22 protein-coding genes are annotated in these 25,898 nt (G+C 69.1%); 14 read left to right on the top strand and 8 right to left on the bottom strand.

Annotated features, from left to right (window positions below; translation table 11 throughout):
- Positions 1 to 91: 91 nt before the first annotated feature.
- Together AC1HIL_RS18670 and AC1HIL_RS18665 are read right to left on the bottom strand one after the other, a co-directional pair.
- On the bottom strand, positions 92 to 964 hold the full coding sequence (locus AC1HIL_RS18670) for an alpha/beta hydrolase (protein ID WP_064262173.1): 873 nt from the start codon (positions 962 to 964) through the stop codon (positions 92 to 94).
- A 104-nt stretch (positions 965 to 1,068) separates the two neighbouring features.
- Positions 1,069 to 1,560, bottom strand: a complete 492-nt coding sequence (locus tag AC1HIL_RS18665) for an Lrp/AsnC family transcriptional regulator (RefSeq protein ID WP_057591089.1) — start codon at positions 1,558 to 1,560, stop codon at positions 1,069 to 1,071.
- A 98-nt stretch (positions 1,561 to 1,658) separates the two neighbouring features.
- Here AC1HIL_RS18665 and AC1HIL_RS18660 point away from each other — a divergent pair, with 98 nt between their 5' ends.
- The 3 genes from AC1HIL_RS18660 (at position 1,659) to AC1HIL_RS18650 (ending at position 4,327) form a co-directional block, all read left to right on the top strand.
- Positions 1,659 to 2,852, top strand: coding sequence for a M20 aminoacylase family protein (locus tag AC1HIL_RS18660; RefSeq protein WP_479672395.1), 1,194 nt, complete (start codon positions 1,659 to 1,661; stop codon positions 2,850 to 2,852).
- Positions 2,853 to 2,880: 28 nt separating this feature from the next.
- Positions 2,881 to 4,110 carry a diaminopropionate ammonia-lyase gene (locus AC1HIL_RS18655; protein ID WP_479672394.1) on the top strand — a complete coding sequence of 410 codons (1,230 nt, stop codon included), beginning with the start codon at positions 2,881 to 2,883 and terminating at the stop codon, positions 4,108 to 4,110.
- Between the two features lie 70 nt (positions 4,111 to 4,180).
- Positions 4,181 to 4,327, top strand: coding sequence for a hypothetical protein (locus AC1HIL_RS18650; protein ID WP_172705714.1), 147 nt, complete (start codon positions 4,181 to 4,183; stop codon positions 4,325 to 4,327).
- A gap of 20 nt (positions 4,328 to 4,347) precedes the next feature.
- On the opposite strand, the gene AC1HIL_RS18645 is transcribed toward AC1HIL_RS18650, so the two are convergent.
- From AC1HIL_RS18645 to AC1HIL_RS18620, 6 genes are all read right to left on the bottom strand, one after another.
- Positions 4,348 to 5,376: an OmpA family protein gene (locus tag AC1HIL_RS18645; RefSeq protein WP_479672393.1), complete on the bottom strand. Its 1,029-nt coding sequence runs from the start codon at positions 5,374 to 5,376 to the stop codon at positions 4,348 to 4,350.
- Between the two features lie 207 nt (positions 5,377 to 5,583).
- Positions 5,584 to 6,942: an NHL repeat-containing protein gene (locus tag AC1HIL_RS18640; RefSeq protein WP_479672392.1), complete on the bottom strand. Its 1,359-nt coding sequence runs from the start codon at positions 6,940 to 6,942 to the stop codon at positions 5,584 to 5,586.
- 110 nt (positions 6,943 to 7,052) lie between these two features.
- On the bottom strand, positions 7,053 to 8,825 hold the full coding sequence (locus AC1HIL_RS18635; protein WP_057591187.1) for an ATP-binding response regulator: 1,773 nt from the start codon (positions 8,823 to 8,825) through the stop codon (positions 7,053 to 7,055).
- A gap of 48 nt (positions 8,826 to 8,873) precedes the next feature.
- Positions 8,874 to 9,557: a response regulator transcription factor gene (locus AC1HIL_RS18630; RefSeq protein WP_479672391.1), complete on the bottom strand. Its 684-nt coding sequence runs from the start codon at positions 9,555 to 9,557 to the stop codon at positions 8,874 to 8,876.
- 510 nt (positions 9,558 to 10,067) lie between these two features.
- Entirely contained in the window at positions 10,068 to 11,057 is a 990-nt protein-coding gene (locus tag AC1HIL_RS18625; RefSeq protein ID WP_479672390.1) for a tripartite tricarboxylate transporter substrate binding protein, read from the bottom strand.
- Positions 11,058 to 11,131: 74 nt separating this feature from the next.
- On the bottom strand, positions 11,132 to 12,220 hold the full coding sequence (locus tag AC1HIL_RS18620; protein ID WP_261205954.1) for a tartrate dehydrogenase: 1,089 nt from the start codon (positions 12,218 to 12,220) through the stop codon (positions 11,132 to 11,134).
- A gap of 116 nt (positions 12,221 to 12,336) precedes the next feature.
- Between AC1HIL_RS18620 and AC1HIL_RS18615 the strand changes: the two genes are divergently transcribed.
- The 11 genes from AC1HIL_RS18615 to AC1HIL_RS18565 all read left to right on the top strand — a co-directional run bounded on the left by AC1HIL_RS18615 (position 12,337) and on the right by AC1HIL_RS18565 (position 25,889).
- Entirely contained in the window at positions 12,337 to 13,275 is a 939-nt protein-coding gene (locus AC1HIL_RS18615; protein ID WP_296740018.1) for a LysR family transcriptional regulator, read from the top strand.
- 229 nt (positions 13,276 to 13,504) lie between these two features.
- A complete protein-coding gene (locus AC1HIL_RS18610) occupies positions 13,505 to 14,467 on the top strand; it encodes a MurR/RpiR family transcriptional regulator (RefSeq protein ID WP_057591098.1) in 963 nt (320 codons plus the stop codon).
- A complete protein-coding gene (locus AC1HIL_RS18605; protein WP_057591099.1) occupies positions 14,464 to 15,453 on the top strand; it encodes an isoaspartyl peptidase/L-asparaginase family protein in 990 nt (329 codons plus the stop codon). The genes AC1HIL_RS18610 and AC1HIL_RS18605 overlap by 4 nt, the downstream gene beginning before the upstream one ends.
- 26 nt (positions 15,454 to 15,479) lie before the next feature.
- Entirely contained in the window at positions 15,480 to 17,372 is a 1,893-nt protein-coding gene (locus AC1HIL_RS18600; RefSeq protein WP_261205957.1) for a dipeptide ABC transporter ATP-binding protein, read from the top strand.
- Between the two features lie 91 nt (positions 17,373 to 17,463).
- Complete coding sequence (gsiB, locus tag AC1HIL_RS18595; protein ID WP_057591101.1) at positions 17,464 to 19,017, top strand: glutathione ABC transporter substrate-binding protein GsiB; 1,554 nt, start codon at positions 17,464 to 17,466, stop codon at positions 19,015 to 19,017.
- 81 nt (positions 19,018 to 19,098) lie between these two features.
- Entirely contained in the window at positions 19,099 to 20,019 is a 921-nt protein-coding gene (gene gsiC / locus AC1HIL_RS18590) for a glutathione ABC transporter permease GsiC (RefSeq protein WP_261205959.1), read from the top strand.
- 10 nt (positions 20,020 to 20,029) lie between these two features.
- On the top strand, positions 20,030 to 20,959 hold the full coding sequence (gsiD, locus tag AC1HIL_RS18585; RefSeq protein WP_057591103.1) for a glutathione ABC transporter permease GsiD: 930 nt from the start codon (positions 20,030 to 20,032) through the stop codon (positions 20,957 to 20,959).
- Complete coding sequence (locus AC1HIL_RS18580; RefSeq protein ID WP_479672389.1) at positions 20,956 to 22,005, top strand: DmpA family aminopeptidase; 1,050 nt, start codon at positions 20,956 to 20,958, stop codon at positions 22,003 to 22,005. The genes gsiD and AC1HIL_RS18580 overlap by 4 nt, the downstream gene beginning before the upstream one ends.
- A 21-nt stretch (positions 22,006 to 22,026) precedes the next feature.
- Entirely contained in the window at positions 22,027 to 22,845 is an 819-nt protein-coding gene (locus tag AC1HIL_RS18575) for a M55 family metallopeptidase (protein ID WP_208508414.1), read from the top strand.
- Between the two features lie 873 nt (positions 22,846 to 23,718).
- Positions 23,719 to 25,497, top strand: coding sequence for a nitrite/sulfite reductase (locus AC1HIL_RS18570; protein ID WP_296725740.1), 1,779 nt, complete (start codon positions 23,719 to 23,721; stop codon positions 25,495 to 25,497).
- Positions 25,494 to 25,889: a DUF934 domain-containing protein gene (locus AC1HIL_RS18565; protein ID WP_057596678.1), complete on the top strand. Its 396-nt coding sequence runs from the start codon at positions 25,494 to 25,496 to the stop codon at positions 25,887 to 25,889. Before AC1HIL_RS18570 ends, AC1HIL_RS18565 begins: the two co-directional genes overlap by 4 nt.
- Positions 25,890 to 25,898 lie beyond the last annotated feature (9 nt).

Raw genomic sequence — 25,898 nt, 5'->3', positions numbered from 1 at the left:
CCGCGGATCGGCGCCATTGTTGGCCGAGGGCGCAGAACCCCGCCGGCAGTCGGGCTTTGGAATCCGTGCATGGCGCACGGAGCGCAGCCGCCTAGGGCAGCAGCTTCGCCATCGCGTCATCGAAGGCCAGCACGTCCGTGCCGACGTGGGTCGCGTCGAACAGCGTCGAGATCAGCTTGAAGTCCTTGTAGTTGCGGCCCGCGAGCCGGTCGTACATCTCCCTCACGCCCGGCCCGTTGCAGCCGCTCTCGCAGCGCGCCAGCACCATCGTCACCGGCAGCGACCTGCCGGCCAGCGCGGTGAACATCTTCTGCTCGAGTTCGAAGTTGAGGTCCTTCTGCTGCCAGAAGGCGGCCTCGAAGGACAGGAAGTACGAGAACACCAGCGCGTCCGGCGCCTCGAGGAACAACGCGGTCGCGGCGAGGTTGCCGCTGGTCGACAGGCCCGTGAGCATGCGGCGCTTCGGATCCATGCGGTACTTCGACTCGAGGTAGGGAACCAGCTCCGTCGCGAGGAAGGCGTGGTAGCCGTCGGCGCCCGGGAAGTTGTAGTCCTGCTGGCGCCGCGCGGTGCCGCCGATGCCGACCAGGATGGCCTTGGTGCCGCGCTTGAGCAGCACGTTCTTCAGGTTCGTGAAGCGTGTCTCGGGCAGGCCGTTGGTGGCGTCGCCGTCGAGCGCATAGATGGTGGGCAGCGATTCGGTGCCCGCGTCGTAGGCGGCCGGAAGAAAGACCTCGATGCGATATTCCGCGCCGTACTTCTTCGCGTTGACCGTCTCGCTGACCACGCGGCCGGTGGCGGCCGGCGGCGGCGAGGCGGGTGGCTCCGGCGCCGGGCTCGAGGGCAGCAGCGGGAGCCCGCCGCCACCACCGCCACCCCCGCCTCCTCCGCACGCCGCCATCGTCACGACGAGCGCGCAAGCGCCCACGGCCGCGAGCGCGCGGCACCATCCTTCTTGTCTCATGCGGTTCCTCTTCTTCTTCCCCGGCACACGTCGTGCCAGGCGGGATGCTGCGCCCGGGATCGGCCAGCGTCAACCGCACCGGTCGGACCGACTCCGGCGCGGGCTCATGCGCCAGTGCCCTGCGAGGCCTCGTCCACCGGCACCGTCAGCCCCACCTTCACCCGGCTCATGGCCACCAGCGTCTTGAAGCGCTTCACGTTGCTGTTCTCGAAGAACAGTTCGCGCGTGAGCCGCGTGTACTCGGCCATGCCGCGCACCGCGAAGATCAGCACGAAGTCGCATTCACCCGCCACGTAGTAGCACTGCTGCACCTGCGGGCAGGCCTGGAAGCCGCGCTTCATCGCATCGAGCAGATCGGCGCGCTCGCTCTCCACCTCGACCTCGACGATCACGGTGAGCTCGCAGCCCACCGCGTCGGGATTGACGATCGCCGCATGGCGCTCGATCACGCCCTCGTCGGCCATGCGCTTCAGGCGCCGGTTGACCGCCGCGGCCGACAGGTGCACCTGCCGGCCCAGCTCGCCCTGCGGCAGGCGCGCGTCCTGCTGCACCAGCGCCAGCAGCTTGAGGTCGTAGGCATCGAGGGGCGTGGGCATGGGCGTGGTCGACGGGGCGCGGCGGGTGGAATGGAATTGCGTCGCCGCCCCCTTCAATGCGCGCAGATTCAGGGGTCGGCGGCATAGCATTGTTGCCCATGACCTCCGCCCTCCCCGCCCCCGATCCGACCGCCGACGCGCCGCTCGATGCCGAGCTCTCGGGCTGGCGTCGCTACCTCCACACCATTCCCGAGACCGGCTTCGCCGAGCACCGCACCTCGGCCTTCGTCGCGCGCACGCTGCGCGCGCTGGGCCTCGAGGTGCACGAGGGCATCGGCGGCACCGGGCTGGTGGCGAACCTGCGCGTGGGCGAAGGCCCCGGCACGATCGGCATCCGCGCCGAGATGGATGCGCTCGACATCGCCGAGTCGGCGCCGGGCCGTACCCATGCCTCGGCCACGCCGGGCAAGATGCACGCCTGCGGCCACGACGGCCACATGTCGATCGTGCTCGGCGCGGCGCGGCTGCTGCGCGAGCGCCGTGACTTCGACGGCACCGTGCGTTTCGTCTTCCAGCCCGCCGAGGAGCATGGCCGCGGCGCCAAGGCGATGATGGCCGACGGCCTGTTCGAGCGCTTCCCGGTCGACGAGATCTACGGCCTGCACAACATGCCGGGCCTCGCGGCCGGGACCATCGCCACCTGCGCGGGCGGCATCATGGCCAGCGAAGACAACTTCACGATCCACGTGCGCGGCCGCGGCACCCATGCGGCGCGGCCGCACATGGGCATCGACCCGATCGTGATCGGCGCCGAGATCGTGCTCGCGCTGCAGACCATCGTCTCGCGCAGCCTCGACCCGGGCGCGCAGGCCGTGGTGTCGTGCACCGAGTTCATCACCGACGGCATCCGCAACGCGATTCCCTCCAACGTGATCATCAAGGGCGATACCCGCAGCTACGACCCCGCCGTGCAGGCCACGCTGGAGCGGCGCATGCGCGAGATCAGCGAAGGCATCTGCCGGCTGCATGGCGCCGAGTGCGCGTTCTCGTACACGCACGAGTTCGAGCCCACGATGAACTGGCCCGAATGCGTTCCGCACGCCGTGGCCGCCGCGACCGCGGTGCTCGGCGCCGCTCGCGTGGACGCGAACACCGTGCCGATGATGGCCTCGGAGGACTTCGGCGCCTTCCTGCGCGTGGTGCCCGGCGCCTTCGTGTTCCTCGGCAACGGTGCCGACGGCCAGCCCGGCGGCACGCCGCTGCACAACGCGGGCTACGACTTCAACGACGCAGTGCTCGAGATCGGCGCGCGCTACTTCGCCGAGCTGGTGCGCATGCGGCTGCCGCGCTGAACCCCAATCCCTCCTTCGAAAGCTCGACATGCTGGTCCGCAATGCCCGCGCCGTGCGCGCGCCCTACCCCGAGGCGCTGCACCGCATCCTCAGCATCGACGAGGCACGCGCCACGCGCGCGTGGCTCTCGCGCTGGTCGCTGCTCGCGCCCGAGCCCACGCCGCTGCACCGCCTGCCCGATCTCGCGCAGGCCTGCGGCGTCGCCGAGGTGTTCCTCAAGGACGAGTCGCTGCGCTCGCCGCTCGGCAGCTTCAAGGCGCTCGGCGCACCGGCCGCGCTGGTGCGGCTGGTGCTGCGGCGCCATTCCGATTGGCGCGCCGACGCGGTGCTGCGCGGCGAACATGCGAACGCGTTGAAGGAACTCGTCGTCATCAGTGCCACCGACGGCAACCACGGCCGCGCGCTCGCCGCCGCGGCGAGCAGCGTGGGCGTGCGCTGCGTGATCGTGCTGCACCGGCACGTGAGCACCGAGCGAGAGCAGGCCATTGCCGACTTCGGCGCCGAGATCGTGCGCATCGAGGGCAACTATGACGCCTCGGTCGCGCATGCCGCGCAGCTCGCCGAACGGCATGGCTGGCAGGTCGTGTCCGATACCGCCTACCCCGGCTACGAAGAGGTGCCACGCGACGTGATGCAGGGCTACGGCACGATGGTCGACGAGGCGCTCGAACAGCTCGCCGCCGAGTCCGACGGCGCCTGCCCCTTCAGCCACGTCGTCCTGCAAGGCGGCGTCGGCGGCCTCGCGGCCGGCGTGGCGAGCTACCTCTGGGAACGCTTCGGCGAACGCCGTCCCGTACTCGTCGTCGCCGAACCGCGCCAGGCCGACTGCCTCACGCGCAGCGCCATCGAAGGCCGGCCGGCAGTGGCCACCGGCAGCGTCGATTCGGTGATGGCCGGCCTGGCCTGCGGCGAGACCTCGACCCTGGCCTGGCGCTTTCTCGAGCCTTCGGTCGATCTCTTCCTCACGCTGGAGGATGAAGAAGCGGTCGGTGCGATGCGGCGGCTGGCCGAGGGCTCGGCGCGCGACCTGCCGGTGGTGAGCGGGGAATCGGGCGCGGCGGGCGCGGCGGCATTGCTTCAGCTCGCGCGGTCCGGGACGGCGAAGGCGCAGGCCGGGCTCGATGCCTCGTCGCGCGTGCTCCTGATCAGCACCGAGGGGGCGACCGCGCCTTCGGTCTATGCGCAGTTGCTGGGTCGCTCCGCGAACGAGGTGCTGGCGGCGCAGCGCGAATGGCTGAGCCAGGAGACCCGGCGGTAGGCGGCCGGCCCCTGCACAGTTCTTACAAGCTGTAGAACCTGCGCACGGCCCACGCACCTAGACTGGAGCGATGAAAACCAAGCAGGGATTCGGCGTGGGCGCCGGGCTCGCGGCCGGCGTGGGCATCGGTGCCTTGCTCGACGAGATCGGCCTGGGGATCGGCATCGGTCTCGCGCTGGGAATCGCGCTGTCGCTGGCCCTCGATCGCAAGGAGTGACGCGGCCACCGGCGCCGCGCCTACTGCGGCACCAGCTCCACGCGCCGGTTCTTCGCGCGGCCGTCCTCGGCCGCGTTGCTGGCGACCGGCGCGAGATCCGCCACGCCGTAGGCGCCGAGCCGGTTGGCCGCGATCGCGTACTGACCGACGAGCGCCGCGTTGACCGCCTCCGCGCGCCGCTTCGACAGCGCGATGTTGCTCTCGAGCGTGCCCTGGTTGTCCGTGTGCCCGACCACGCGCAGCTTGAGCGCCGGCTCGGCCTTGAGCAGCTTGGCGATCTCGTCCAGCGCGGGCTTGGAATCGGGCTTGATGTCGGCCTTGGCGGTATCGAACAGGATGCCGTAGAGCGCCACGCGCCCGGTGGCTGCAATGGCCTTCGACATGTCGCCCGCGCTCACGGTCACCATGTTCTGCTTCATCGCCCCGACCTCGATGATGTCGACCGCCGCGTAGGCACCCTTGACCGCCTTGTAGTCCTTGCTGTCCTTGGCCCATTGCACGGCCTCGACGACCACGTAGAGATCGCCTTGCGGCCGCGGAATCTTGAAGCTGGCCAGGCGAGCGGTCCCGACCTCGGCGGTCGAGAAGGTGTAGGTGCTGCGGCTGGTCTTGATCTCGTTCCAGCTGTAGGGGCAGAGGAAGCAGGAGCGGCTCTTGAAGTTCTCGTCGCGCCCCGAGTCGTAGAGCGTGACGCCACCGGCCGCCTGCACTTCGTTCTGGTAGTTGCGGATCAGCTCGGCCGTGGAGGTGTCGCCCGCCGACTCGTACCAGAGGCGGGTTAAAGCGCCTTCGACCGGCACGGAACTGACCCAGCTGCGCTTGCGCGAGGTGGTGTCGTAGCCCTTGTAGGTTCCCGTCGGCACCAGGTATTCGTCGAAGCGCTTGAAGTCGTAGCCGACGATGGTCGAGCCCGCGAAGCGCTTGAGCAGCGGGTTGTCCTTGGCGCCCGGAAGGTCCTGCCCGGATGCGAGCGTCGAGAGGAACAGCAGCCCGGCGAATGCCGGCGCGGCCAGCAGCCGAAGGAAGGCGAGGACGGAACGCGGACGCATCGATGACTCCGTGAAATGACGGCGCCATTGTCGGGAACTCCGACGATTTGGCTGCACGGCCGTATGGCCTATGGCCGCGGGCCGGGACGTCGATGCGAGGAGATCGGCGCGTCATTTCTCATCGTCCCGGCGCCATCGCTTCGAACCACCGCGCCCCATGCAACCCGAAGCCCCGTTTCGAACCATCGGCGCATGGAGCGGATGCACTCAGGGTGCCAGCGTGAGCTTGAAGATCTGGTTGCCGTTGGTCGCTCCCACGTAGACGGACCCATCGCCGGCCACCGCCACGCCGATCGGAAAGTTGAACGTGATCGCCGCGCCGGCGCCGTCGCGCAGCGTGCCGATCTCGCCCGCGGGCGTGACCACGCGCACCACGCCATCCCAGGCATGGGTGAGGAACACGTTGTCGTGCACATCGACCGCCACGCCGTAGGAATAGCCGAGCTTGGCCGGCGTGGCGGCCGTGCCGTCGACGACCCCGGCGCCCGCGTTGCCGTTGGCGCAATCGCCCAGCAGCGTGCTCACCGTGGCGGTGGCGATGTCGATCTTGCGCAGGCAGGGACTGTCGGTGTCGGTGTCGTAGAGCGTCTTGCCGTCGCGGCTGATCGCCAGGCCCTGCGGGCGGGCCAACTGGGCGGCCGTGCCCACGCCGTCGAGATAGGCCTGCGTGCCGTCTCCCGCGAGCGTGCTCGTGGTGCCGTCGGCCGCGACCTTGCGCACGCGCTTGTTCTCGGTGTCCGCCACGAACAGGTTGCCGCCGCTGTCGAGCGCGAGGCCGGTGGGGTTGTGGAACATGACGGTGGCCGGGCTGTCGGCATAGCCGCTCGTGGCGCCGCCGACCCAGGTGCTGGCGGTCGTGGCATTGGCGGCGATCTTGCTGATGCGGTGCTGGTCGCTCACGTAGAGCGTGCCATCGGCCGCAAGGGCCAGGCCGGACGGCGTAGTCAGGGTCGCGCCCGGCGTCACCTCGGCACCGCTGCCGCTCGCGGTGTCGATCCTGTAGACGGAACCGTTGCCGCCCATGGCCACGTAGAGCTTCGCGCCGCTCGCATCCAGCGCGAGTTGATAGGGACTGCTGTAGCTCACGCCCGTGGTCGCCAGCACGTTGGCGACCCAGGCCTTGACCGTCAGCGTGGCGGCACGGCTGGTCACGCTGCCACCGGCGCCGCTCACGCGCACGCGCAGTTGCTGGCCGCTGTCGGCCAATTGGCTCGCGGCCGTGGTGAAGCTGTCGCCGGTGGCGCCGGCGACATCGGTCCAGCGCGCACCGCCATCGACGCTGCGCTGCCACTGGTAGGCCGTGGCGCGCGCGGCCTGCACCTTCAAGGTGGCGGGCACGCCCTGGCCCACGGTGGCGTTCGAGGGCTGCGTCGTGATCGAGGGGGCGGTTTCGGCCGGCGCGGGCGGCGGCGGAGGCGTCTGCGCGGCCGGCGCGGGCGCGGGAGCGACCGGGAAGCCGGCGAAGCCGCCTCCACCGCCACCGCCGCAGGCGGCCAGCACGAGGCTCACGATCAACAGCGCGACAGGGGTTCGCGCCGCGGGGCAAATGGCAGGACGGGTATGCATGAGGGGCCTTCCTTCTTTCAAGCGAGTGGATGAGAAGGCCTCCACGGTAGGGACGGCAATGCCTGCAATCCAGTGTCGAAGGTCATCGACTTGCAGCAATAAAAAGAGGCTCAGCCGTGCATGCCGGCGTGCGTCCTGTCGTGCCGCGCCAACGATGCGAGGGCCTGCAGCAGCCGGTCGGCGGCCACCGGCTTGAGCAGCACCTGCAGGCCGGCATCGTGCATCTGCTGCTGCCGCTGCGGCGCGGTCTCCCCGGTGATCAGCAGCACCTGCAAGCCGGGGCCGAAGCGCGCGCGCAGCCGCTGCGCCACCGCCAGCCCGTCGGCGCCATCGGCCAGCCGCACGTCGCACAGCAGCACCTCGACCGGGTTGCCGCCCTGCGCGGCCTGCACCAGCACGGCCTCGGCCCCGGCTTCGTCGGCCACCGCGTCGACGGCCAGGCGATGAGCCTGCAGCAGGCCGGTGACGGCCTGGCGGATCGGTGCCTCGTCGTCGACGACGAGCACGCGGCGCGGCAACGGCAGCACCGCGTCGGGCCGCGCGATGGATGGCACCACGCCCGAACCCGACACCGCCGCCAGCACGATGCGGAAGCGGCTGCCGCGCCGCGGATGAGAGCGCACCTGCAGCGGGTGCGCCAGCAGGCGCGAGAGCCGCTGCACGATCGACAGGCCGATGCCCAGGCCGCGCGCGCGATCGCGCCCCGGATTGTCGACCTGGTAGAACTCGTCGAAGATGCGGCCGAGGTGCTCGGGCGCGATGCCGATGCCGGTGTCGCACACGTCGATCCACACCAGCGGCCCGCGTGCGCGCGCGGCCACCACCACGCCACCGCGCGGCGTGTACTTCAGCGCGTTGTCCACGAGATTGGAGAGCAGCCGCTGCAGCAGCTGCGGATCGCTCAAGACCCAGCAGGGCGTGGCACGCAGGCGCAGCTGCAGCTCCCTGCCGGCCGCCTGCGCCGCGAACACGTTGTTGAGCGCGAGGAACAGCGGGTTGAGCTCCACGGGCCGGATCCGCGGCGCCACCTCGCCCGCATCGAGCCGCGAGATGTCCAGCAGGGTGTCGAGCGAATCGCCGAGCGTTCCGACCGCGTCCATCAGCCGCACCGCATGGTCCCACTCCTCGCTGCCCTGGAGCTTCTTCTCGATCACGGCGCCGAACAGCGCGATGGCATGAAGCGGCTGGCGCAGGTCGTGGCTCGCCGCCGCGAGAAAGCGCGTCTTCTCCTCGCTCGCGCGCTGAGTCGCGGCGATCTGCCGGCTCAGCTGCTCGGCCAGCGCCTCCTTCTCGAAGCGCATGGTCAGCGAGGCCGTCAGCAGCCGATGGTGCTGCAGCGCGAAGGTGATCATCACGCACATGTACAGCAGGCAGCCGGTGGCCAGGAACAGATGCACGGTGTCGCCGCGCCAGGCCAGCGCCAGCGTCAGGCTCGCCATGCTGGGCACGATGAAGCGCGGGATGTTGCGCTTGAGCACGGCCAGCGACAGCGCGCCGCCGGCGCAGCCGCCCATCATCATGACGATGACCATGACCCAGAGCCCGAGGTTGCGTCCCGGCGGCACGCACAGCCAGGGCGCCAGGCCCCAGACGCAGGAACGCAGCAGCACGTTGCGTGCATTGAAGCGCGCCCAGTACTCGGGATGCTCGGCCGCGTCGGGACTGCGGCGGTAGCGCCGGTAGGCGCGCCGCAGCGTCAATGCCAGGTGCAGCGCCATCCACAGCAGCACCTGCCAGCGCCACGTGGCCACGAACAGGCCGATGCCCAGCGACTGCGCCGTGAGGAGGTCCGCGAGATAGGCGGCCGGCGCATTGGCGTGGACCGCGGCCACCTGTTCGCGCAGCACGCGCCGCGCCAGCTCGGGCGGATGCGCGTCATTCATCGCCGGCATGCGGGCATCTCGCATCGAAGGCGGCCCGGCGCGGAAGACTCACCGCAGGCTGCTGATGAGCTGGGCCCGCGAGCGCATGCCGAACAGCAGCAGCAGCGTCGACACATGGTTCTTGACCGTGCCCTCGGTGAGGTGCGCCAGCTGCGCGATCTCCTTGTTCGACTTGCCGGCCAGCAGCCAGTCGAGGATCTCGACCTGGCGCGCATTGAGCTGCGGCTGGAACCCGTCCCTGGCCGGCGGCGCCTGGGCATCGACGGGCACGGCCGACGGCCGCGCCGGAAGACCGACCAGGTCGTTGTCTCTCACGTAGCGCAGCACCTCGCCGAGGTGACCGGTCTTGGGCAGGAAGGCCTGGGCCCCGAGCGCCATCGCGCCCTGCATCAGCGCATGGCTGTCCTTGCCCGAGAGCACGATCACGGGCGACGAGGGAAAGGCGCGCTTGAAGCGCACCAGCGTGTCCAGTCCTTGCGAATCGGGCAGATCGAGATCGAGCAGCACCAAGTGATGCGACGACACGTGCAGCGTGTACAGGTGCAATGCGTCGGCCAGGCAACGTGCCTCGTACACCGGCACGCTGGCCGTCTCCGCCAGCAGCAGCGCACGCAGGCCGAGGCGCACCAGCTCATGGTCGTCGACCACCAGGATGCCCCGCACCGGTATGGCAGCGCCCGCCTCGCCGCGCAATGGCGCGGCATGCGGCGGCAGTGGTGTGGCATGGGCCATGGTGCGGGCATCTTAGTGCCGATGAAAGCGAAGCCGAAATGACCAAAGTCATTCGGACGAGGTGCCGCGGCGGGCAATCGGTGCGATCGGCGCGCGGGTCTGGGATTCGCTTCGTTGCGCGATGTTTCCCTATGGAGAGGCCATCTTCCTCGTGTCCAGAGAGGGAATGCGCGAGTCGAACATGCGCGTCATTTTTGCGCTCGACCGCGGCACGAATCGCAAGGCATATGCGGTAAGACATAGGCCTTCTGGACATGGCGTCTCTAGTCTCGAGAAAATCCGAGGGCGCGAAGACAATGGGTCATGACCAGCTCGCCGCCCAGGTAGATCTCTTCTCGGCTTTCTCTCGGGCTCTCTCGCAATCGACAAGGCCATCATCGATGGCAGCATGCTCGAACCGATTCGCAATGATGGCGCCACTTAGATTCGGGATCGGCGCTTCCATCACACGGGTCACGCTCAGGCGAGCGAAGCGGCTGCTTGGGTCCGACGTCGAAGCTTTCGCAAGCTTCAATCGATCGCCACCCTCGCCTCCTTCACCAGCCTCGCATACTTCGCGGTGTCACTGCGAATCCGCGCCGCCATCTGCGCCGGCGTATCCCCCACCGGCTCCGCCCCAATCTCCTCCATGCGCTTCCTGAACTCCGGCGACTGGATGATCTTCACCATCTCGGCGTTGAGCCGCTCCACGATCTCCTTCGGCGTGCCCGCCGGCGCGAGGATGCCGAACCAGGTGCCCTGGTCGAAATCCTTCAGGCCCGACTCGGCCAGGGTCGGCACCTCGGGCAGGCTGCTCGAGCGCTTGGCGGTGGTCACGGCCAGCGCGCGCAGCTTGCCGGCGCGGATGTGCTGCAGCACGGGCGTCAGGGTGTCGAAGGACATGTCGACCTGGCCGCCGAGCAGGTCGGTGGTGAGCGGTGCGCTGCCCTTGTAGGGCACGTGCAGCAGCTCGATGCCCGACAGGGCCGAGAGCTGGGTGCCGATCAGGTGCTGCACGGTGCCGTTGCCGTTCGAACCGTACGAAAGCTTGGCCGGCGCGGCCTTGGCCTGGGCGATCAGCGCCTGCGCATCGCGCGCGGACGATTTGGCGTTGACGACCATCACGTTGGGCACCAGCGCGACGGTGGTGATGGGCGCGAAGCTCTTCTCGAAGTCGTAGGGCAGCTTGCGGTAGACGCTGGTGGCGATGGTGTGGTGCACGGCGCCCATCAGCAGGGTGTAGCCGTCGGGCCGTGCCTTGGCGACGTAGTCGGCGCCGAGCGTGGCGCCGGCGCCGGGACGGCTCTCGACCACCACGGGCTGGCCCAGGCTCTGCGAGAGCTTGTCGCTCAACGAGCGCGCCAGCACGTCGGAGCTGCCGCCCGGCGGAAAGGGAACGACGAGGTTGATGGGCTTGGCCGGCCAGGCCTGGGCGGCCGCGGTCGTGGTGGCCAGGGCCAGGGTGAAGGCGGCGGCGAGCGCGGTCAGCGCCGCGCGGCGGCGGACGAAGGGCTGGATCACGGGTTGTCTCCTTTGTTGTCGTGGCAATGGCCGGCCGTGCGCGCACGCCCTCTCCGGCTCCGGGGGCGGAAAACTCAGGCGGCCTGGCGCTCGGGCAGCGGGGCCAGCAGCGCGCAGACGGCGCGGGTCACGTCGGCGGTGGTGGCGCTGCCGCCGAGGTCGCGCGTGTGCAGCGAGGTGTCGGCCGTGACCTGTTCGATGGCACGCATCAGGCGCGCGGCGGCCTCGGGCTCGCCGAGGTGCTCGAGCATCATCACGACCGACCAGAAGGTGCCGACCGGGTTGGCGAGGCCCTGGCCCATGATGTCGAAGGCCGAGCCGTGGATGGGCTCGAACATCGAGGGGAAGCGGCGCTCGGGATCGATGTTGCCGGTGGGTGCGATGCCCAGGCTGCCCGCGAGCGCGGCGGCCAGGTCGCTGAGGATGTCGGCATGCAGGTTGGTGGCGACGATGGTGTCGAGCGAGGCCGGCCGGTTGACCATGCGCGCGGTGGCGGCGTCGACCAGTTCCTTGTCCCATCGCACCTCGGGGAACTCCCTGGCCACCTGCACGGCGATCTCGTCCCACATCACCATCGCATGGCGCTGGGCATTGCTCTTGGTGATCACGGTGAGCTGGCGGCGCGGCCGCGAGCGGGCCAGCGAGAAGGCGAAGCGCATGATGCGCTCGACGCCGGCGCGGGTCATCATCGAGACGTCGGTGGCGGCCTCGATCGCATGGCCCTGGTGCACGCGGCCGCCGACACCGGCGTACTCGCCCTCGGAGTTCTCGCGCACGATGACCCAGTCGAGGTCGCCGGGGCCGCAGCGCTTGAGCGGGCCGTCGATGCCGGGCAGGATGCGCGTGGGCCGCACGTTGGCGTACTGGTCGAAGCCCTGGCAGATCTTCAGGCGCAGGCCCCACAGGGTGACGTGATCGGGGATGTGCGGATCGCCGGCCGAGCCGAACAGGATCGCGTCCTTGCCGCGCAGCGCGTCGAGGCCGTCGGCCGGCATCATCTCGCCGTGGGCGCGGAAGTAGTCGCCGCCCCAGCCGAAGTCCTCGAACTCGAAGCCGAAGCGCTCGCCGCCGGCGGCCAGTGCCTCGAGCACCTCGCGCCCGGCCGGCACCACCTCCTTGCCGATGCCGTCGCCGGGAATGGTTGCGATCCTGTAGGTCTTCATGGTGTAGCTGCGTCGCTGGAGTGTTGGAACGGCTTCGACTGTAGGAACTCGACGTGCGATCGGATCGCCCCTAAAGTCAATCCATCGTTAACTTCAAGTCAACAGCGAAAAACGCGATGGCCCACGAGATCCAACCGGCCGACCTCGGCTTCTTCTCGGCGCTCGCACGCGCCGGCAGCCTCAGCGCGGCGGCGCGCGAACTCGGCATCACGACGGCCGCGGTGAGCAAGCACCTTGCGCAAATGGAATCGCGGCTCGGCGTGAGCCTGGTCAACCGCACCACGCGGCGCATGGGGCTCACGCCCGAGGGCGAGCTCTACCTCGCGCAGGCGCGGCGCATCCTTGCCGACATCGAGAGCCTGGGCGAGCAGCTCGGCGTGTCGAAGGCGGTGCCGCAGGGCCTGTTGCGCGTCAACGCCACGCTGGGCTTCGGGCGCAGCCACGTGGCGCCGCTGATCTCGAAGTTCGTGCGCCGGCATCCCGAGGTCGAGGTGCAGCTGCAGCTGTCGGTGAACCCGCCGCCGCTGACCGAGGATTCGTTCGACGTCTGCGTGCGCTTCGGCGCGCCGCCCGAGGCGCGCGTGATCGCGCGGCGCATCGCGGCCAACCGGCGGCTGCTGTGCGCGGCGCCGGCCTACCTCGCGAAGCACGGCACGCCCAAGGTGCCGAACGACCTCACGCGCCACAACTGCATCGGCATCCGCCAGGGCGAGGAGGCCTACGGCCTGTGGCGGCTGTCGAGCGGGCGCGGCGCGGGCGCGAGCACGCAGGCCGTGAAGACGCGCGGCACGCTGACCACCAACGACGGCGAGATCGCGGTCAACTGGGCGCTCGAGGGCCACGGCATCCTGATGCGCGCCGAATGGGACATCGCGCGCTACCTGCGCAGCGGCCGGCTGGTGCAGGTGCTGCGCCCCTTCCACACGCCCGATGCCGACATCTACGCGGTGTACCCGCAGCGCCACCAGCTCGCGGCGCGGGTGCGGGCCTTCGTCGACTTCCTCGCGCAATCGCTGGAGCAGCAGGCTTCGGCGGCCTCGAAGACCGCGTTCTGACGCGACCCTAGGGAAATCCCCGAGGCCGCGCTCGCGGCCGTGCCCGCGCGCGCCCTCGCCCAGAGGGGAAAGCACCCGCGCGGCGCCCGCCCTCACCCGCCCCGATCTCCCCACGGCACTGGCCCGCAACTTGCAAACTCGGCCGAAAATGACAGAAAATTTTCTTAACTGACTTATATTTGTAAATCAGTTTTCAAATTTGCACCGTTCCGGCGCCCTTCCGAACCCCATGAGCACCAACGTCGACCCTCCAGGCACCACCGTGGCCCAGCGCATCGCGCAGGCCCTGCCGCGGCTGTCCCGCTCGCACCGGCAGGTGGCCGACTACGTGCTCGAGCATCCGCTGCAGGTGGCCACGCTGCCGATCGACGAGCTGGCCACGGCGGCCGGCGTGTCGGTGGCCACGGCCAACCGCTTCGCGCGCGCGCTCGACTTCGACGGCTACCCGGCCTTCCGGGCCGAGCTGGTGCGCGGCTTCGAGCCGCTGGTGGCGCCGGTCGAGCGGCTGCGCGGCAACCTCGAGCGGCCGACCACGGTGTCGGAGGTGTTCGCCGCGGCGCTCGAGGAGAGCCGCCGCAACATCGACGCCACGCGCCAGTCGCTCGACTACGCGGCCTGCGAGGCGGCGGTGGAACGCATCGGCAAGGCACGCTCGATCTACATCGGCGGCTTCGGCGCCAGCGCCTGGCTCGCGGGCCTGCTGCAGCACGGGCTGGACAGCAGCTGCAGCGACGTGCGCCTGCTCTCGGGCGTGAGCGGCGTGACCCATGCCGCGCGCACGCTGATGCATGCGGGGCCGCAGGACGTGTTCATCGGCGTGACCTTCCCGCGCTACCTCACCGACACCATCGCGCTGGCGCAGATCGCGCGCGGCCAGGGCTGCGCGGTGCTCGCGCTGACCGACCGGCCGAGCTCGCCGCTGGCGCCGCTGGCCGACGTGGCGCTCTATTGCCAGACCGAGACCAGCTACCGCCCCAACTGCGAGACCAGCGTGCTCGCGCTGATCGAGGCGCTGACCAGCGCCGTGGCGCTGCGCGCGCCGGGCGCGGTGCAGTCGGCGGGCCGCATCCTGCAGGCGGTGCGGCCGTGGCTGCATGGGGGCAACGGGCCACGCACGAATGGAGCGAACGGCGCGAACCCGCAGGCCACGCCGCCCGCAGACAGCACCCCGAAGAAAAAGACCTCCCGATGAACAGCCCCACCCAGAACGACAACGCTTCCACCCCGCGCGTGCCCGTGATCGCCATCCATGGCGGCGCCGGCACCATCAGCGCGGGCACCACCACGCCCGAACAGGCAGCGGCCTACCACGAGGCGCTGCGCCACATCGTGGCCACCGCCCAGGCTGCGCTGCTGCAGGGCGCCTCGGCGCTCGACGCCACCTGCCTCGCGGTCGAGCTGCTCGAGGACTGCCCGCTGTTCAACGCCGGCCACGGCGCGGTCTTCACCCATGACGAAACCCACGAGCTCGACGCCGCGGTGATGGACGGCGCCACGCTCGCCGCCGGCGCGGTCGCGGGCGTGTGCCATGTGCGCCGCCCGGTGCGCCTGGCGCGCGCGGTGCTCGAGGACGGCGCGCACGTGCTGCTCGCCGGCGCCGGGGCCGAGGCCTTCGCGCGCGAGCGCGGGCTCGAGATGGTCGAGCCCTCGTACTTCTCGACCGAGGCGCGCCGCCAGCAGCTGCACCGCGTGCGCGACACCGGCCGCGTGGTGGTCGACCACGAGGGCGCGGCCATGACCCATGCCCCGCTCGACGAGGACCGCAAGTTCGGCACCGTCGGCGCGGTCGCGCTCGACATGCACGGCCACCTGGCCGCCGCCACCTCCACCGGCGGCATGACCAACAAGCGCGTGGGCCGCGTCGGCGATTCGCCGCTGATCGGCGCCGGCACCTATGCCGACGACGCCACCGCCGCGGTCTCGTGCACCGGCAGCGGCGAGATGTTCATCCGCATCGCCGCCGCGCACGACCTCTGCGCGCGCATGGCCTACGCCGGCGCCACGCTCGAAGCCGCCGCCTACACGGTGGTGATGAAGTCGCTCTCGGCCATCGGCGGCACCGGCGGCCTGATCGCCGTCGACCGCCACGGCAACCTCGCGCTGCCCTTCAACACCGAAGGCATGTACCGCGCCCATGCGCGCGGCCGCGAGACCCCGAAGACGGCGATCTTCGCCTGACGCCACAGCTTCCCTTTTCGACCGCCATGTCCGCTGCGACCTCCCTCCCCCCTCTGCCCAACCTTCCGGAAGGCCGCGTGCTCGCGGTCGACGATCTCAGCGTTCGCTTCACCACCTCGGAGCGCACGGTCGATGCCGTGAAGAAGCTGTCCTTCCACGTCGACCATGGCGAGACGCTCGCGGTGGTGGGCGAATCGGGCTCGGGCAAGTCCGTGACCTCGCTCGCGCTGATGCGCCTGGTGGAGCACGGCGGCGGCCGCATCCTCGAGGGCCGCATGGCGTTCCGCCGCCGCAACGGCGAGGTGCTCGACCTGGCCCAGGCGCGCGACCACACGATGCGCGGCATCCGCGGCGCCGACATCGCGATGATCTTCCAGGAGCCTATGACCTCGCTGAACCCGGTGTTCACCGCGGGCGACCAGATCGCCGAGGCCATCCGCATCCACCAGGGCAAGAGCAACGCGGCCGCGCGCGCCGAGGCGCTGCGCATGCTCGAGCTGGTGCGCATCCCCGAGGCGCGCAACGTGCTCGACCGCTTCCCGCACCAGCTCTCGGGCGGCATGCGCCAGCGCGTGATGATCGCGATGGCGCTGTCGTGCAAGCCGCAACTGCTGATCGCCGATGAGCCGACCACCGCGCTCGACGTGACGATCCAGGCCCAGATCCTCCAGCTGATCCGCGAGCTGCAGCAGGAGATGCGCATGGGCGTGCTGTTCATCACGCACGACATGGGCGTGGTGGCCGAGATCGCCGACCGCGTGCTCGTGATGTACCGCGGCGACAAGGTCGAGGCGGGCCCGTCGGACACCGTGTTCGGCGCGCCGCAACACCCCTACACCCGCGCGCTGCTGTCGGCCGTGCCCAAGCTCGGCGCCATGCAGGGCACCGAGCTGCCGGCCAAGTTCGAGCTGCTGCGCACCGAGACCGGCGCGCAGGCCGAGCCCGGCACCCACAGCGAGCCGCACGACACGGTGCGCGCCGAGGCCGGCCCGATCCTGCGCGTGCGCGAGCTGGTCACGCGCTTCGACGTGCGCAGCGGCGTCTTCGGCCGCGTGAAGCGGCGCGTGCACGCGGTCGAGAAGATCAGCTTCGACCTCTACCCCGGCGAGACGCTGGCGCTGGTCGGCGAATCGGGCTGCGGCAAGTCGACCACCGGCCGCTCGCTGCTGCGCCTGGTCGAGAGCCAGAGCGGCGCGATCGAGTTCGGCGGCCAGAACATCCGCGAGCTGCCCACGCGCGAGCTGCAGGCACTGCGCCGCAATATCCAGTTCATCTTCCAGGACCCCTTCGCCTCGCTCGATCCGCGCGTGACGGTGGGCTTCTCGATCATGGAGCCGCTGTTGATCCACGGCATCGCCAAGGGCGCCGAGGCGCAGCAGCGCGTCGACTGGCTGCTGCAGAAGGTGGGCCTGCCACCCGAGGCGGCGCAGCGCTATCCGCACGAGTTCTCGGGCGGCCAGCGCCAGCGCATCGCGATCGCGCGCGCCCTGGCACTGAACCCCAAGGTGGTGGTGGCCGACGAATCGGTGTCGGCGCTCGACGTCTCGATCCAGGCCCAGATCGTCAACCTGATGCTCGACCTGCAGCGCGAGCTCGGCGTGGCCTTCCTGTTCATCTCGCACGACATGGCGGTGGTGGAGCGCATCAGCCACCGCGTGGCCGTGATGTACCTCGGGCAGATCGTGGAGATCGGCCCGCGCCGCGCGGTGTTCGAGGCGCCGCAGCACGCCTACACGCGCAAGCTGATGGCGGCGGTGCCGGTGGCCGATCCCTCGCGCCGCCACAAGCAGCGCGCGCTGCTCGAGGGCGAGATCCCGAGCCCGATCCGCGCCGTGGGCGACGAGCCCGAGGTGCCGCCGCTGGTGCAGGTGGCGCCGGGCCATTTCGTGGCGCGGCATGCCATCGGCGGCGCCTTCTGACGCCTTCGAGTTTCTCTTTCGTTTTTCCGTCGCAGGGCCCCCTGCTTTTTTGTTCCTCCCTCTCTTTCACGAATCGACTGGAGTTCTTCCCATGAAGCCATCCTCTTCCTCCCTGCGATGGGCATCCGCGCTGCTGGGCCTGGCCGCGCTCGCCGCCTCGGGCTCGGCCCTGGCCGCCAAAGACGTGGTGCTGGCCATCGGCTATCAGCCCGAGACGCTGGACCCGTACAACACCAACACCACCATCACGACGGCCGTGACCAAGACCTTCTACGAAGGCCTGTTCCAGTTCGACAAGGACCTGAAGGTGCAGAACGTGCTGGCCGAGGGCTACGAGGTCTCGAAGGACGGCCTGGTCTACACCATCAAGCTGCGCAGCGGCGTCAAGTTCCACGACGGCACCGACTTCAACGCCGAGGCCGTGAAGTTCACGCTCGAGCGCGTGCTGAACCAGGACAACAAGCTGCTGCGCTACAACCAGTTCAACCGCGTGGGCAAGGTCGAGGCGCTGAACCCGACCACCGTGCGCATCACGCTGAAGGAGCCCTTCGGCCCCTTCATCAACTCGCTGGCCCATGCCTCGGCCGCGATGATCTCGCCGACCGCGCTCAAGAAGTGGGGCAACAAGGACATCGCCTTCCACCCCGTGGGCACCGGCCCCTTCGAGTTCGTGGAATGGAAGCAGACCGAGGCGGTCAAAGCGAAGAAGTTCGACGGCTACTGGAAGAAGGGCTTCCCGAAGGTCGACACCGTGCAATGGAAGCCGGTGCTCGAGAACAACACGCGCGCCGCGATGATGCAGACCGGCGAGGCCGACTTCGCCTTCCCGATCCCCTACGAGCAGGCCGAGCTGCTGAAGAAGAGCGACAAGCTCGAGGTCGTGGCCTCGCCCTCGATCATCACGCGCTTCCTGGCCTTCAACATGCTGCAGAAGCCCTACGACAACCAGAAGGTGCGCGAGGCCATCGGCTACGCCATCAACAAGGAGGCGCTGGCCAAGGTGGCCTTCGGCGGCTATGCGATTCCCGCGCAGGGCGTGATGCCCCAGGGCGTGAAGTACGCCGAGAAGATGGCGCCCGTGCCCTACGACGTGAAGAAGGCCAAGGAACTGCTGGCCGAGGCCGGCTACCCGAACGGCTTCGAGTCGGTGCTGTGGAGCGCCTACAACAACACGACCAGCCAGAAGACCATCCAGTTCGTGCAGCAGCAGCTCGCGCAGGTCGGCATCAAGCTGCAGGTGCAGGCGCTCGAAGTGGGCCAGCGCACCGAGCAGGTCGATGCCTGGCCCGATCCCAAGACCGCCAAGGTTCGCCTGTACTACACCGGCTGGTCCTCGTCGACCGGCGAGGCCGACTGGGGCCTGCGCCCGCTGTTCGCCTCCGAGTCGTGGGCGCCGAAGCTCAACAACATGTCGTTCTACAAGAGCGAGGTGGTCGACAACGCGCTGGCCAAGGCGCTGGTGTCGGTGGACGAGGCCGAGAAGGCCGCGCTCTACAAGACCGCGCAGGAACAGATCCGCAAGGACCTGCCGCGCCTGCCGCTGGTGACGGAACAGAACCTGTCGGCGCATTCGAAGCGCCTGACGGGCGTGTTCGTGATGCCCGACGCCAACATCAACATCGACGCGATGTCGGTGGCGAACTGATCGCGGGTCTCTCCGTTTCCTGACTGACCGCGCGATGGCCGGCGGCACCCCGCCGCCGGCCGTTCGCGGCCCCTGCTCCCCATGCTGAACTACTTCCTCAAACGACTGTTGGGCCTGATCCCCACGCTGCTCATCGTGGCGGTGCTGGTGTTCCTGTTCGTCCACATGCTGCCCGGCGACCCGGCGCGCCTTGCCGCCGGCCAGGAGGCCGACGAGCAGACCGTGGCCATGGTCCGCGCGGAGCTCGGACTCGACAAGCCGCTGCCGCAGCAGTTCGCGAACTTCTTCACCCACATGCTGCAGGGCGACTTCGGCACCTCGATCCGCACGCGGCGGCCGGTGTCGACCGAGATCGCCGAGCGCTTCTTCCCGACGGTGATGCTGACCGTCACCAGCATGGTGTGGGCCGTGATCTTCGGCATGGGCATCGGCATCGTGTCGGCCGTGTACCGCAACCAATGGCCCGACCGCATCGGCATGACGCTGGCGGTATCGGGCATCTCCTTCCCGGCCTTCGCGCTCGGCATGCTGCTGATGCAGATCTTCTCGGTGCAGCTCGGCTGGCTGCCCACCGTGGGCGCGGCCACCTGGAAGCACTACATCCTGCCCTCGATCACGCTGGGCGCGGCCGTGGCCGCCGTGATGGCGCGCTTCACGCGCGCCTCGTTCGTCGAGGTGATCCAGGAGGACTTCGTGCGCACCGCGCGCGCCAAGGGCGTGCGCGAGCGCAGCGTGATCATCAAGCACTGCCTGCGCAATGCGCTGATCCCGGTGGTCACGATGATGGGCCTGCAGTTCGGCTTCCTGCTCGGCGGCTCGATCCTGGTCGAGGCGGTGTTCAACTGGCCCGGCCTCGGCCGCCTGCTGGTCGACGCGGTGCAGATGCGCGACTACCCGGTGATCCAGACGCTGGTGCTGCTGTTCTCGCTCGAGTTCATCCTGATCAATCTCGTGGTCGATGTGCTGTACGGCTTCATCAACCCGACCATCCGCTACAAGTGAGGCCGCCGCCATGACCCAAGCCACCGGCGTGCCTGCCGAATCCACCCTTCCCGCCGCCATGCCCGTGGCCGCGGTCCAGACCGCGGGCAAGGTCCGCACCCCCTGGGGCGAATGCTGGCGCCGCTTCAAGAAGCAGCCCGTGGGCATCGTCGCCGCCCTGTTCGTGCTGCTGCTGGTGTTCGTCGCCGTGTTCGCGCCGTGGATCGTGCCCTTCGATCCCGAGAACTACTTCGACTACGACATGCTCAACAGCGGCCCCTCGGCCACGCACTGGTTCGGCGTCGACCCGCTGGGCCGCGACATCTTCAGCCGCATCCTCGCGGGTGCGCGCATCTCGCTGATGGCGGGCTTCGTCTCGGTGCTGCTCGGCGGCATCGTGGGGACCGCCTTCGGCCTGCTCGCGGGCTACTACGAAGGCTGGTGGGACCGCATCGTGATGCGCATCTCGGACGTGCTGTTCGCCTTCCCCGGCATCCTGCTGGCGCTGGGCGTGGTCGCGATCCTCGGCAGCAGCATGACCAACGTGGTGGTGGCGGTGTCGGTGTTCAGCGTGCCGGCCTTCGCGCGGCTGGTGCGCGGCAACACGCTGGTGCTCAAGCAGCAGACCTACATCGAGGCCGAGCGCAGCATCGGCGCCTCGGACTGGACCATCGTCGTGCGCCACATCCTGCCCGGCACCATCTCCTCGATCGTGGTGTATTTCTCCATGCGCGTGGGCACCTCGATCATCACCGCGGCCAGCCTGTCCTTCCTCGGCATGGGCGCGCAGCCGCCCACGCCCGAATGGGGCGCGATGCTCAGCGAGGCGCGCGCCGACATGGTGACCTCGCCGCACGTGGCGCTGTTCCCCAGCCTCGCGATCTTCTTCACCGTGCTGGCCTTCAACCTGCTGGGCGACGCCCTGCGCGACGCGCTCGATCCGAAGATCGACCGGCAATGAGCGCGAACGCCCTGCCCCGCATCGGCGGCCTGCGCCCGGGTCCGCGCGACGCGATCAGCGACGTTGCCGGCGTGACCGTGGGCCACCGCACGCTCGCCGAGGGCCCGGTGCAGACTGGCGTGACCGTGATCCGCCCGCATGCCGGCGATCCGTTCCGCGACAAGGTGCCGGCCGCCGCCGTGGTGCTCAACGGCTTCGGCAAGAGCATCGGGCTCGTGCAGCTCGAGGAGCTCGGCGTGCTCGAGACCCCGATCGCGCTGACCAACACCTTCTCGGTCGGCACCGTGGCCGGCGCGCAGATCCGCGACTGCATCGCGCACAACCCCGAGACCGGGCGCTCGCTGCCGACCGTGAATCCGCTGGTGTTCGAGTGCAACGACGGCTTTCTCAACGACATCCAGCGGCTGGCCGTGGGCGAGGCCGACTACCAGCGCGCGCTGGCCGATGCCGGCGCGAATTTCGCGCAGGGTTCGGTGGGCGCGGGACGCGGCATGTCGAGCTTCCAGCTCAAGGGCGGCATCGGCAGTGCTTCGCGCCTCGTGCCGGTGGGCGAGGCTTCGCATACGGTGGGCACGCTGGTGCTCGCGAACTATGGGCGGCAGCCCGAGCTGCGGCTGGCGGGGCATGCGGTGGGCGAGCGCCTTGCCGCGCTCGTGGCCGAACGGGCCGTGGCGCCAGAGCCCGAGAAGGGCTCGATCATCGTCGTGGTCGCGACCGACGCGCCGCTCGATGCGCGCCAGCTGCGCCGGCTCGCGCTGCGCGCGGGGGCCGGGCTGGCGCGTACCGGCTCGGTCTTCGGGCATGGCAGCGGCGACATCGTGCTGGCCTTCTCGACCGCCTACACCGTGCCCGACCGCGCCGAACGCGCGATGCCGACCGTGGCGATGCTGCACGAGACGCAGCTCGACGGGCTGTTCCAGGCGGCGGCCGACGGGACCGAGCAGGCGATCCTGCATGCGCTGTGGCGGGCCGAGCCGGTGACCGGGCGCGATGGCAATCACCGCGCAGCGTTGGGCGAGCTGCTGTCCCCTTCTCTCTTTTCTTGATTTTTCTTGCTGGGTGCCCCCATGAAAGTGCTGATCTCCACCGATATCGAAGGCGTGGCGGGTGTCTATCACCCCGAGCAGACGCGGCAAGGCAATCCTGAGTACGAACGCGCCCGGCTGCTGATGGCGCAGGAAGCCAATGCGGCGATCGCGGGGGCCTTCGATGCGGGGGCCGACGAGGTGCTGGTGAACGACTCGCACGGAGGGTTTCGCAACATGCCGCCCGATGTGCTCGATCCTCGGGCTCGCGTGGTGCAGGGGAAGCCGCGCTATCTGAGCATGGTGGCGGGGGTGGAAGAAGGCGTCGACGCTGTCTGCATGGTCGGCTACCACTCGCGGGCGCAAGGGCGCGGGATTCTGGCGCACACGATCAACAGCTTTGCTTTTGCGGGTGTATCTCTCGGTGGGCAGGAGCTGGGTGAGGCTGGGCTTTATGGGGCGTTGGCGGGGGAATATGGGGTGCCGGTGGTTATGGGCAGTGGGGACGATGTGTTCATTGCGGAGAACCGGCCGCTCTTTCCGCACGCGACCTTTGTCGAGACGAAGAAGGCTACGGGGAATACCAGTGGGGTTTCTTTGTCGCCCGAGAGGGCTCGTGAAGCGATTCGGGCTGGGGTTCAAGTTGCACTGTCTTCACGGGCCAAGGTTCTTCCGCTGGTGTTCGAAGGGCCGCAGACTGTGACTTTGAGGGCGCAGACTGCGGCGCTGGCGGATCTGTTTTGCCAGTGGCCGGCGTTTGAGCGGGTTGATGGAGTAACCCTGCGTTTCTTGGCTCCTGACGTCGAGGCTGCTGTTCGGATGTTGAACTGCTGCTCGGCGATGTCTTCGATGTTGCGCTGAGATTTGATCTTTCTTTTCTCTGCTTAGGCCGTTGGCCGGGTCTCGCCCCGGCGGGCGAGTCACTTTCTCTTGTCTCGCCAAGAGAAAGTAACCAAAGAGAAGGCGACCCCACTGTCTGTGTCCCTCCGCTTCGCTGCGGGCAACCTGCGGTGCTCGGAGAAAGCGGGGGTCCGCAGAACTCGCTCCACTTCGTTGCGCTCAGACAGCTGCGGCCCTTATCCCGCTTTCTCCTGCGCTCCTCGGCACAGCCAGAGGGGACTAGGGTCAACGCGCCATGGCGCGTCCTTGTGTGGGGGGTGTGAGTGCGAAGGCCCTGGGTCTTCTTCCACCTGGGCCGAGCGAAGCGAAGGCCCGTTGGGCTTGCTCGGCCGAGCGCAGCGACGGCCCGAACCACCCCTCTGGCTGCGCCGAGGAGCGCAGCGTTTCGCGGATAAGGGCTCGCAGCTGTTTGAGCGGAACGCAGTGGAGCGAGTTCTGCGAGACCCCGCGAAACGCGAGCACCGCAGGTTGCCCGTAGCGAAGCGAAGGGTCGCAGACAGTGGGTCGCCTTTTCTTTGGTTACTTTCTTTTGGCGAAGCAAAAGAAAGTGACTCGCCCGCCGGGGCGAGACCCGGTCAACAGCCTAAAAACAGAACACAACCCCAACCCAAGCCCCACCCCAAAGGCTTCCTAAAATCACCCCTCCCCCCGTACCCGCCCTTATCCAGAATAAGCATCCAACCGCCCGCAAACCCGCATGAACACTGGCGAATAAGCTTATCCGCATAAGGCGCGAACCAAAAAATAGTTTGGTTCCATAAGGCACGCTTTCAGAATCCCGGCTTCTTGCTGGCGCGCTGGACGCACCGCACTTCAAGACAAGACTCACGCACGATGTACCAATACACAGACTTCGACCGCCAGTTCGTTCATCAACGAGCCGCCCAATTCCGCGACCAGCTCGAGCGCTGGCAAAAGGGCCGCCTCCACGAAGACGAGTTCCGTCCCCTGCGCCTGCAGAACGGCTGGTACGTGCAGCGCTACGCCCCGATGCTGCGCGTGGCCGTGCCCTACGGCGAACTCTCGAGCCGGCAGCTGCGCGTGCTCGCGAAGATCGCCCGCGAGTACGACGAGCCCGAGGCCGAGGTCTACAAGAAGGCCATCGAGACCCAGGGCCAGCTCGGCAGCCAGAAGCTGCCCACCCACTACGCCCACTTCTCGACCCGCCAGAACGTCCAGTTCAACTGGATCCCGCTCGCCAAGTCGGCCGACGTGATGGACCTGCTCGCCTCGGTCGACATGCACGGCATCCAGACCAGCGGCAACTGCATCCGCAACATCACGAGCGACGAACGCGCCGGCATCGCGATCGACGAGGTGGCCGATCCGCGCCCCTACGCCGAAATCATGCGCCAGTGGAGCACGCTGCATCCCGAGTTCGCGTTCCTGCCGCGCAAGTTCAAGATCGCGATCACCGGCGCCGACGAGGACCGCGCGGCCACGGGCTGGCACGACGTGGGCCTGAAGCTGGTGAAGAACGAGGCCGGCGAGATCGGCTTCCGCGTGCAGGTGGGCGGCGGCATGGGCCGCACGCCGATCGTGGGCACGGTGCTGCGCGAGTTCCTGCCGTGGCAGCAGATCATGAACTACCTCGAGGCCGTGATCCGGGTCTACAACCGCTATGGCCGCCGCGACAACATCTACAAGGCGCGCATCAAGATCCTGGTGAAGGCCGAAGGCCAGCGCTACATCGACGACGTCGATGCCGAGTACAAGCAGATCCTCGAGCACGACGGCGCGCCGCACACCATCACGCAGGCGGAGTTCGACCGCGTGGCCGCCTCCTTCGTGCCGCCGGAACTGGCCACCCGCGTGCTGCAGAGCGCCGAGAAGACCGACGCCGAGCTGCGCGCCCATGCCGCCGACGACGTGCAGTTCGCTCGCTGGCTCGCACGCAACGTGGCACCGCACAAGAACCCGGCCCTGCGCGCGGTCACGCTGTCGTTCAAGCGCCTGAAGCAGGCGCCCGGCGATGCCTCGGCCGACCAGCTCGACACGCTCGCGCAACTGGCCGACCGCTTCTCGGCCGGCGAAGCCCGCGTGACGCACGACCAGAACGTGGTGCTGCCCTGGGTGCACGCCGAAGACCTGCATGCGCTGTGGCTCGCCGCCCGCGCGGCCGGCTTCGCGAGCGCCAACGTGCACCTGCTGACCGACATGATCGCCTGCCCCGGCGGCGACTTCTGCGCGCTGGCCAATGCGCGCTCGATCCCGATCGCCGAGGCGATCACCGAGCGCTACCAGGACCTCGACGAGCTCGACGACATCGGCGAGATCGACCTGCACATCAGCGGCTGCATCAACTCCTGCGGTCACCACCACAGCGGCCACATCGGCATCCTGGGCGTCGACAAGGACGGCAAGGAGTGGTACCAGGTCACGCTCGGCGGCTCCGACGGCTCGGCCCTCAGCGGCGCGCCGCAGGCCGGCAAGGTGGTCGGCCCCTCGTTCTCGGCGGCCGAAGTGCCGGGCGTGATCGAGGCCGTGCTCACGACCTACCGCGACACGCGCGAGAACGGCGAGAACTTCATCGACACGCTGCGCCGCGTCGGACCCGACCCGTTCAAGGCCGCGGCCAACGGTGCGCGGTTCAAGGTGGAGGAAGCAGCATGAACAAGACCCTGAACATCCTGGCGGCCGAGGAACACGTGGACGACGGCGACCCGAAAGTGCTGCAGCTGGCGAACGACGCCGATCCGCTCGCGATCGAGGTCTGCCTGTCGGACATCGAACGCATCGACCTGCACTTCCCGAAGTTCACCGACGGCCGCGCCTACAGCCAGGCCTTCCTGCTGCGCCGCCGCCTGGGCTTCAAGGGCGACATCCGCGCCACCGGCGACGTGCTGATCGACCAGCTGGTGCAGATGGAACGCACCGGTTTCTCGAGCGCCGTGCTCAAGGAAGGCGTGGACGCCTCCGACGCGCAGCGCCAGTTCGACCGCTTCTCGGCCTTCTACCAGGGCGACGCGGTGCAGACCGCGCCGCACTTCGCGGCCGGCAACTGAGTACTCCCA

This window comes from Variovorax sp. ISS6 (genome assembly GCF_056523145.1).
The sequence above is the reverse complement of the archived record's forward strand: the minus strand, read 5'-3'. Positions and strand labels throughout refer to the sequence as shown.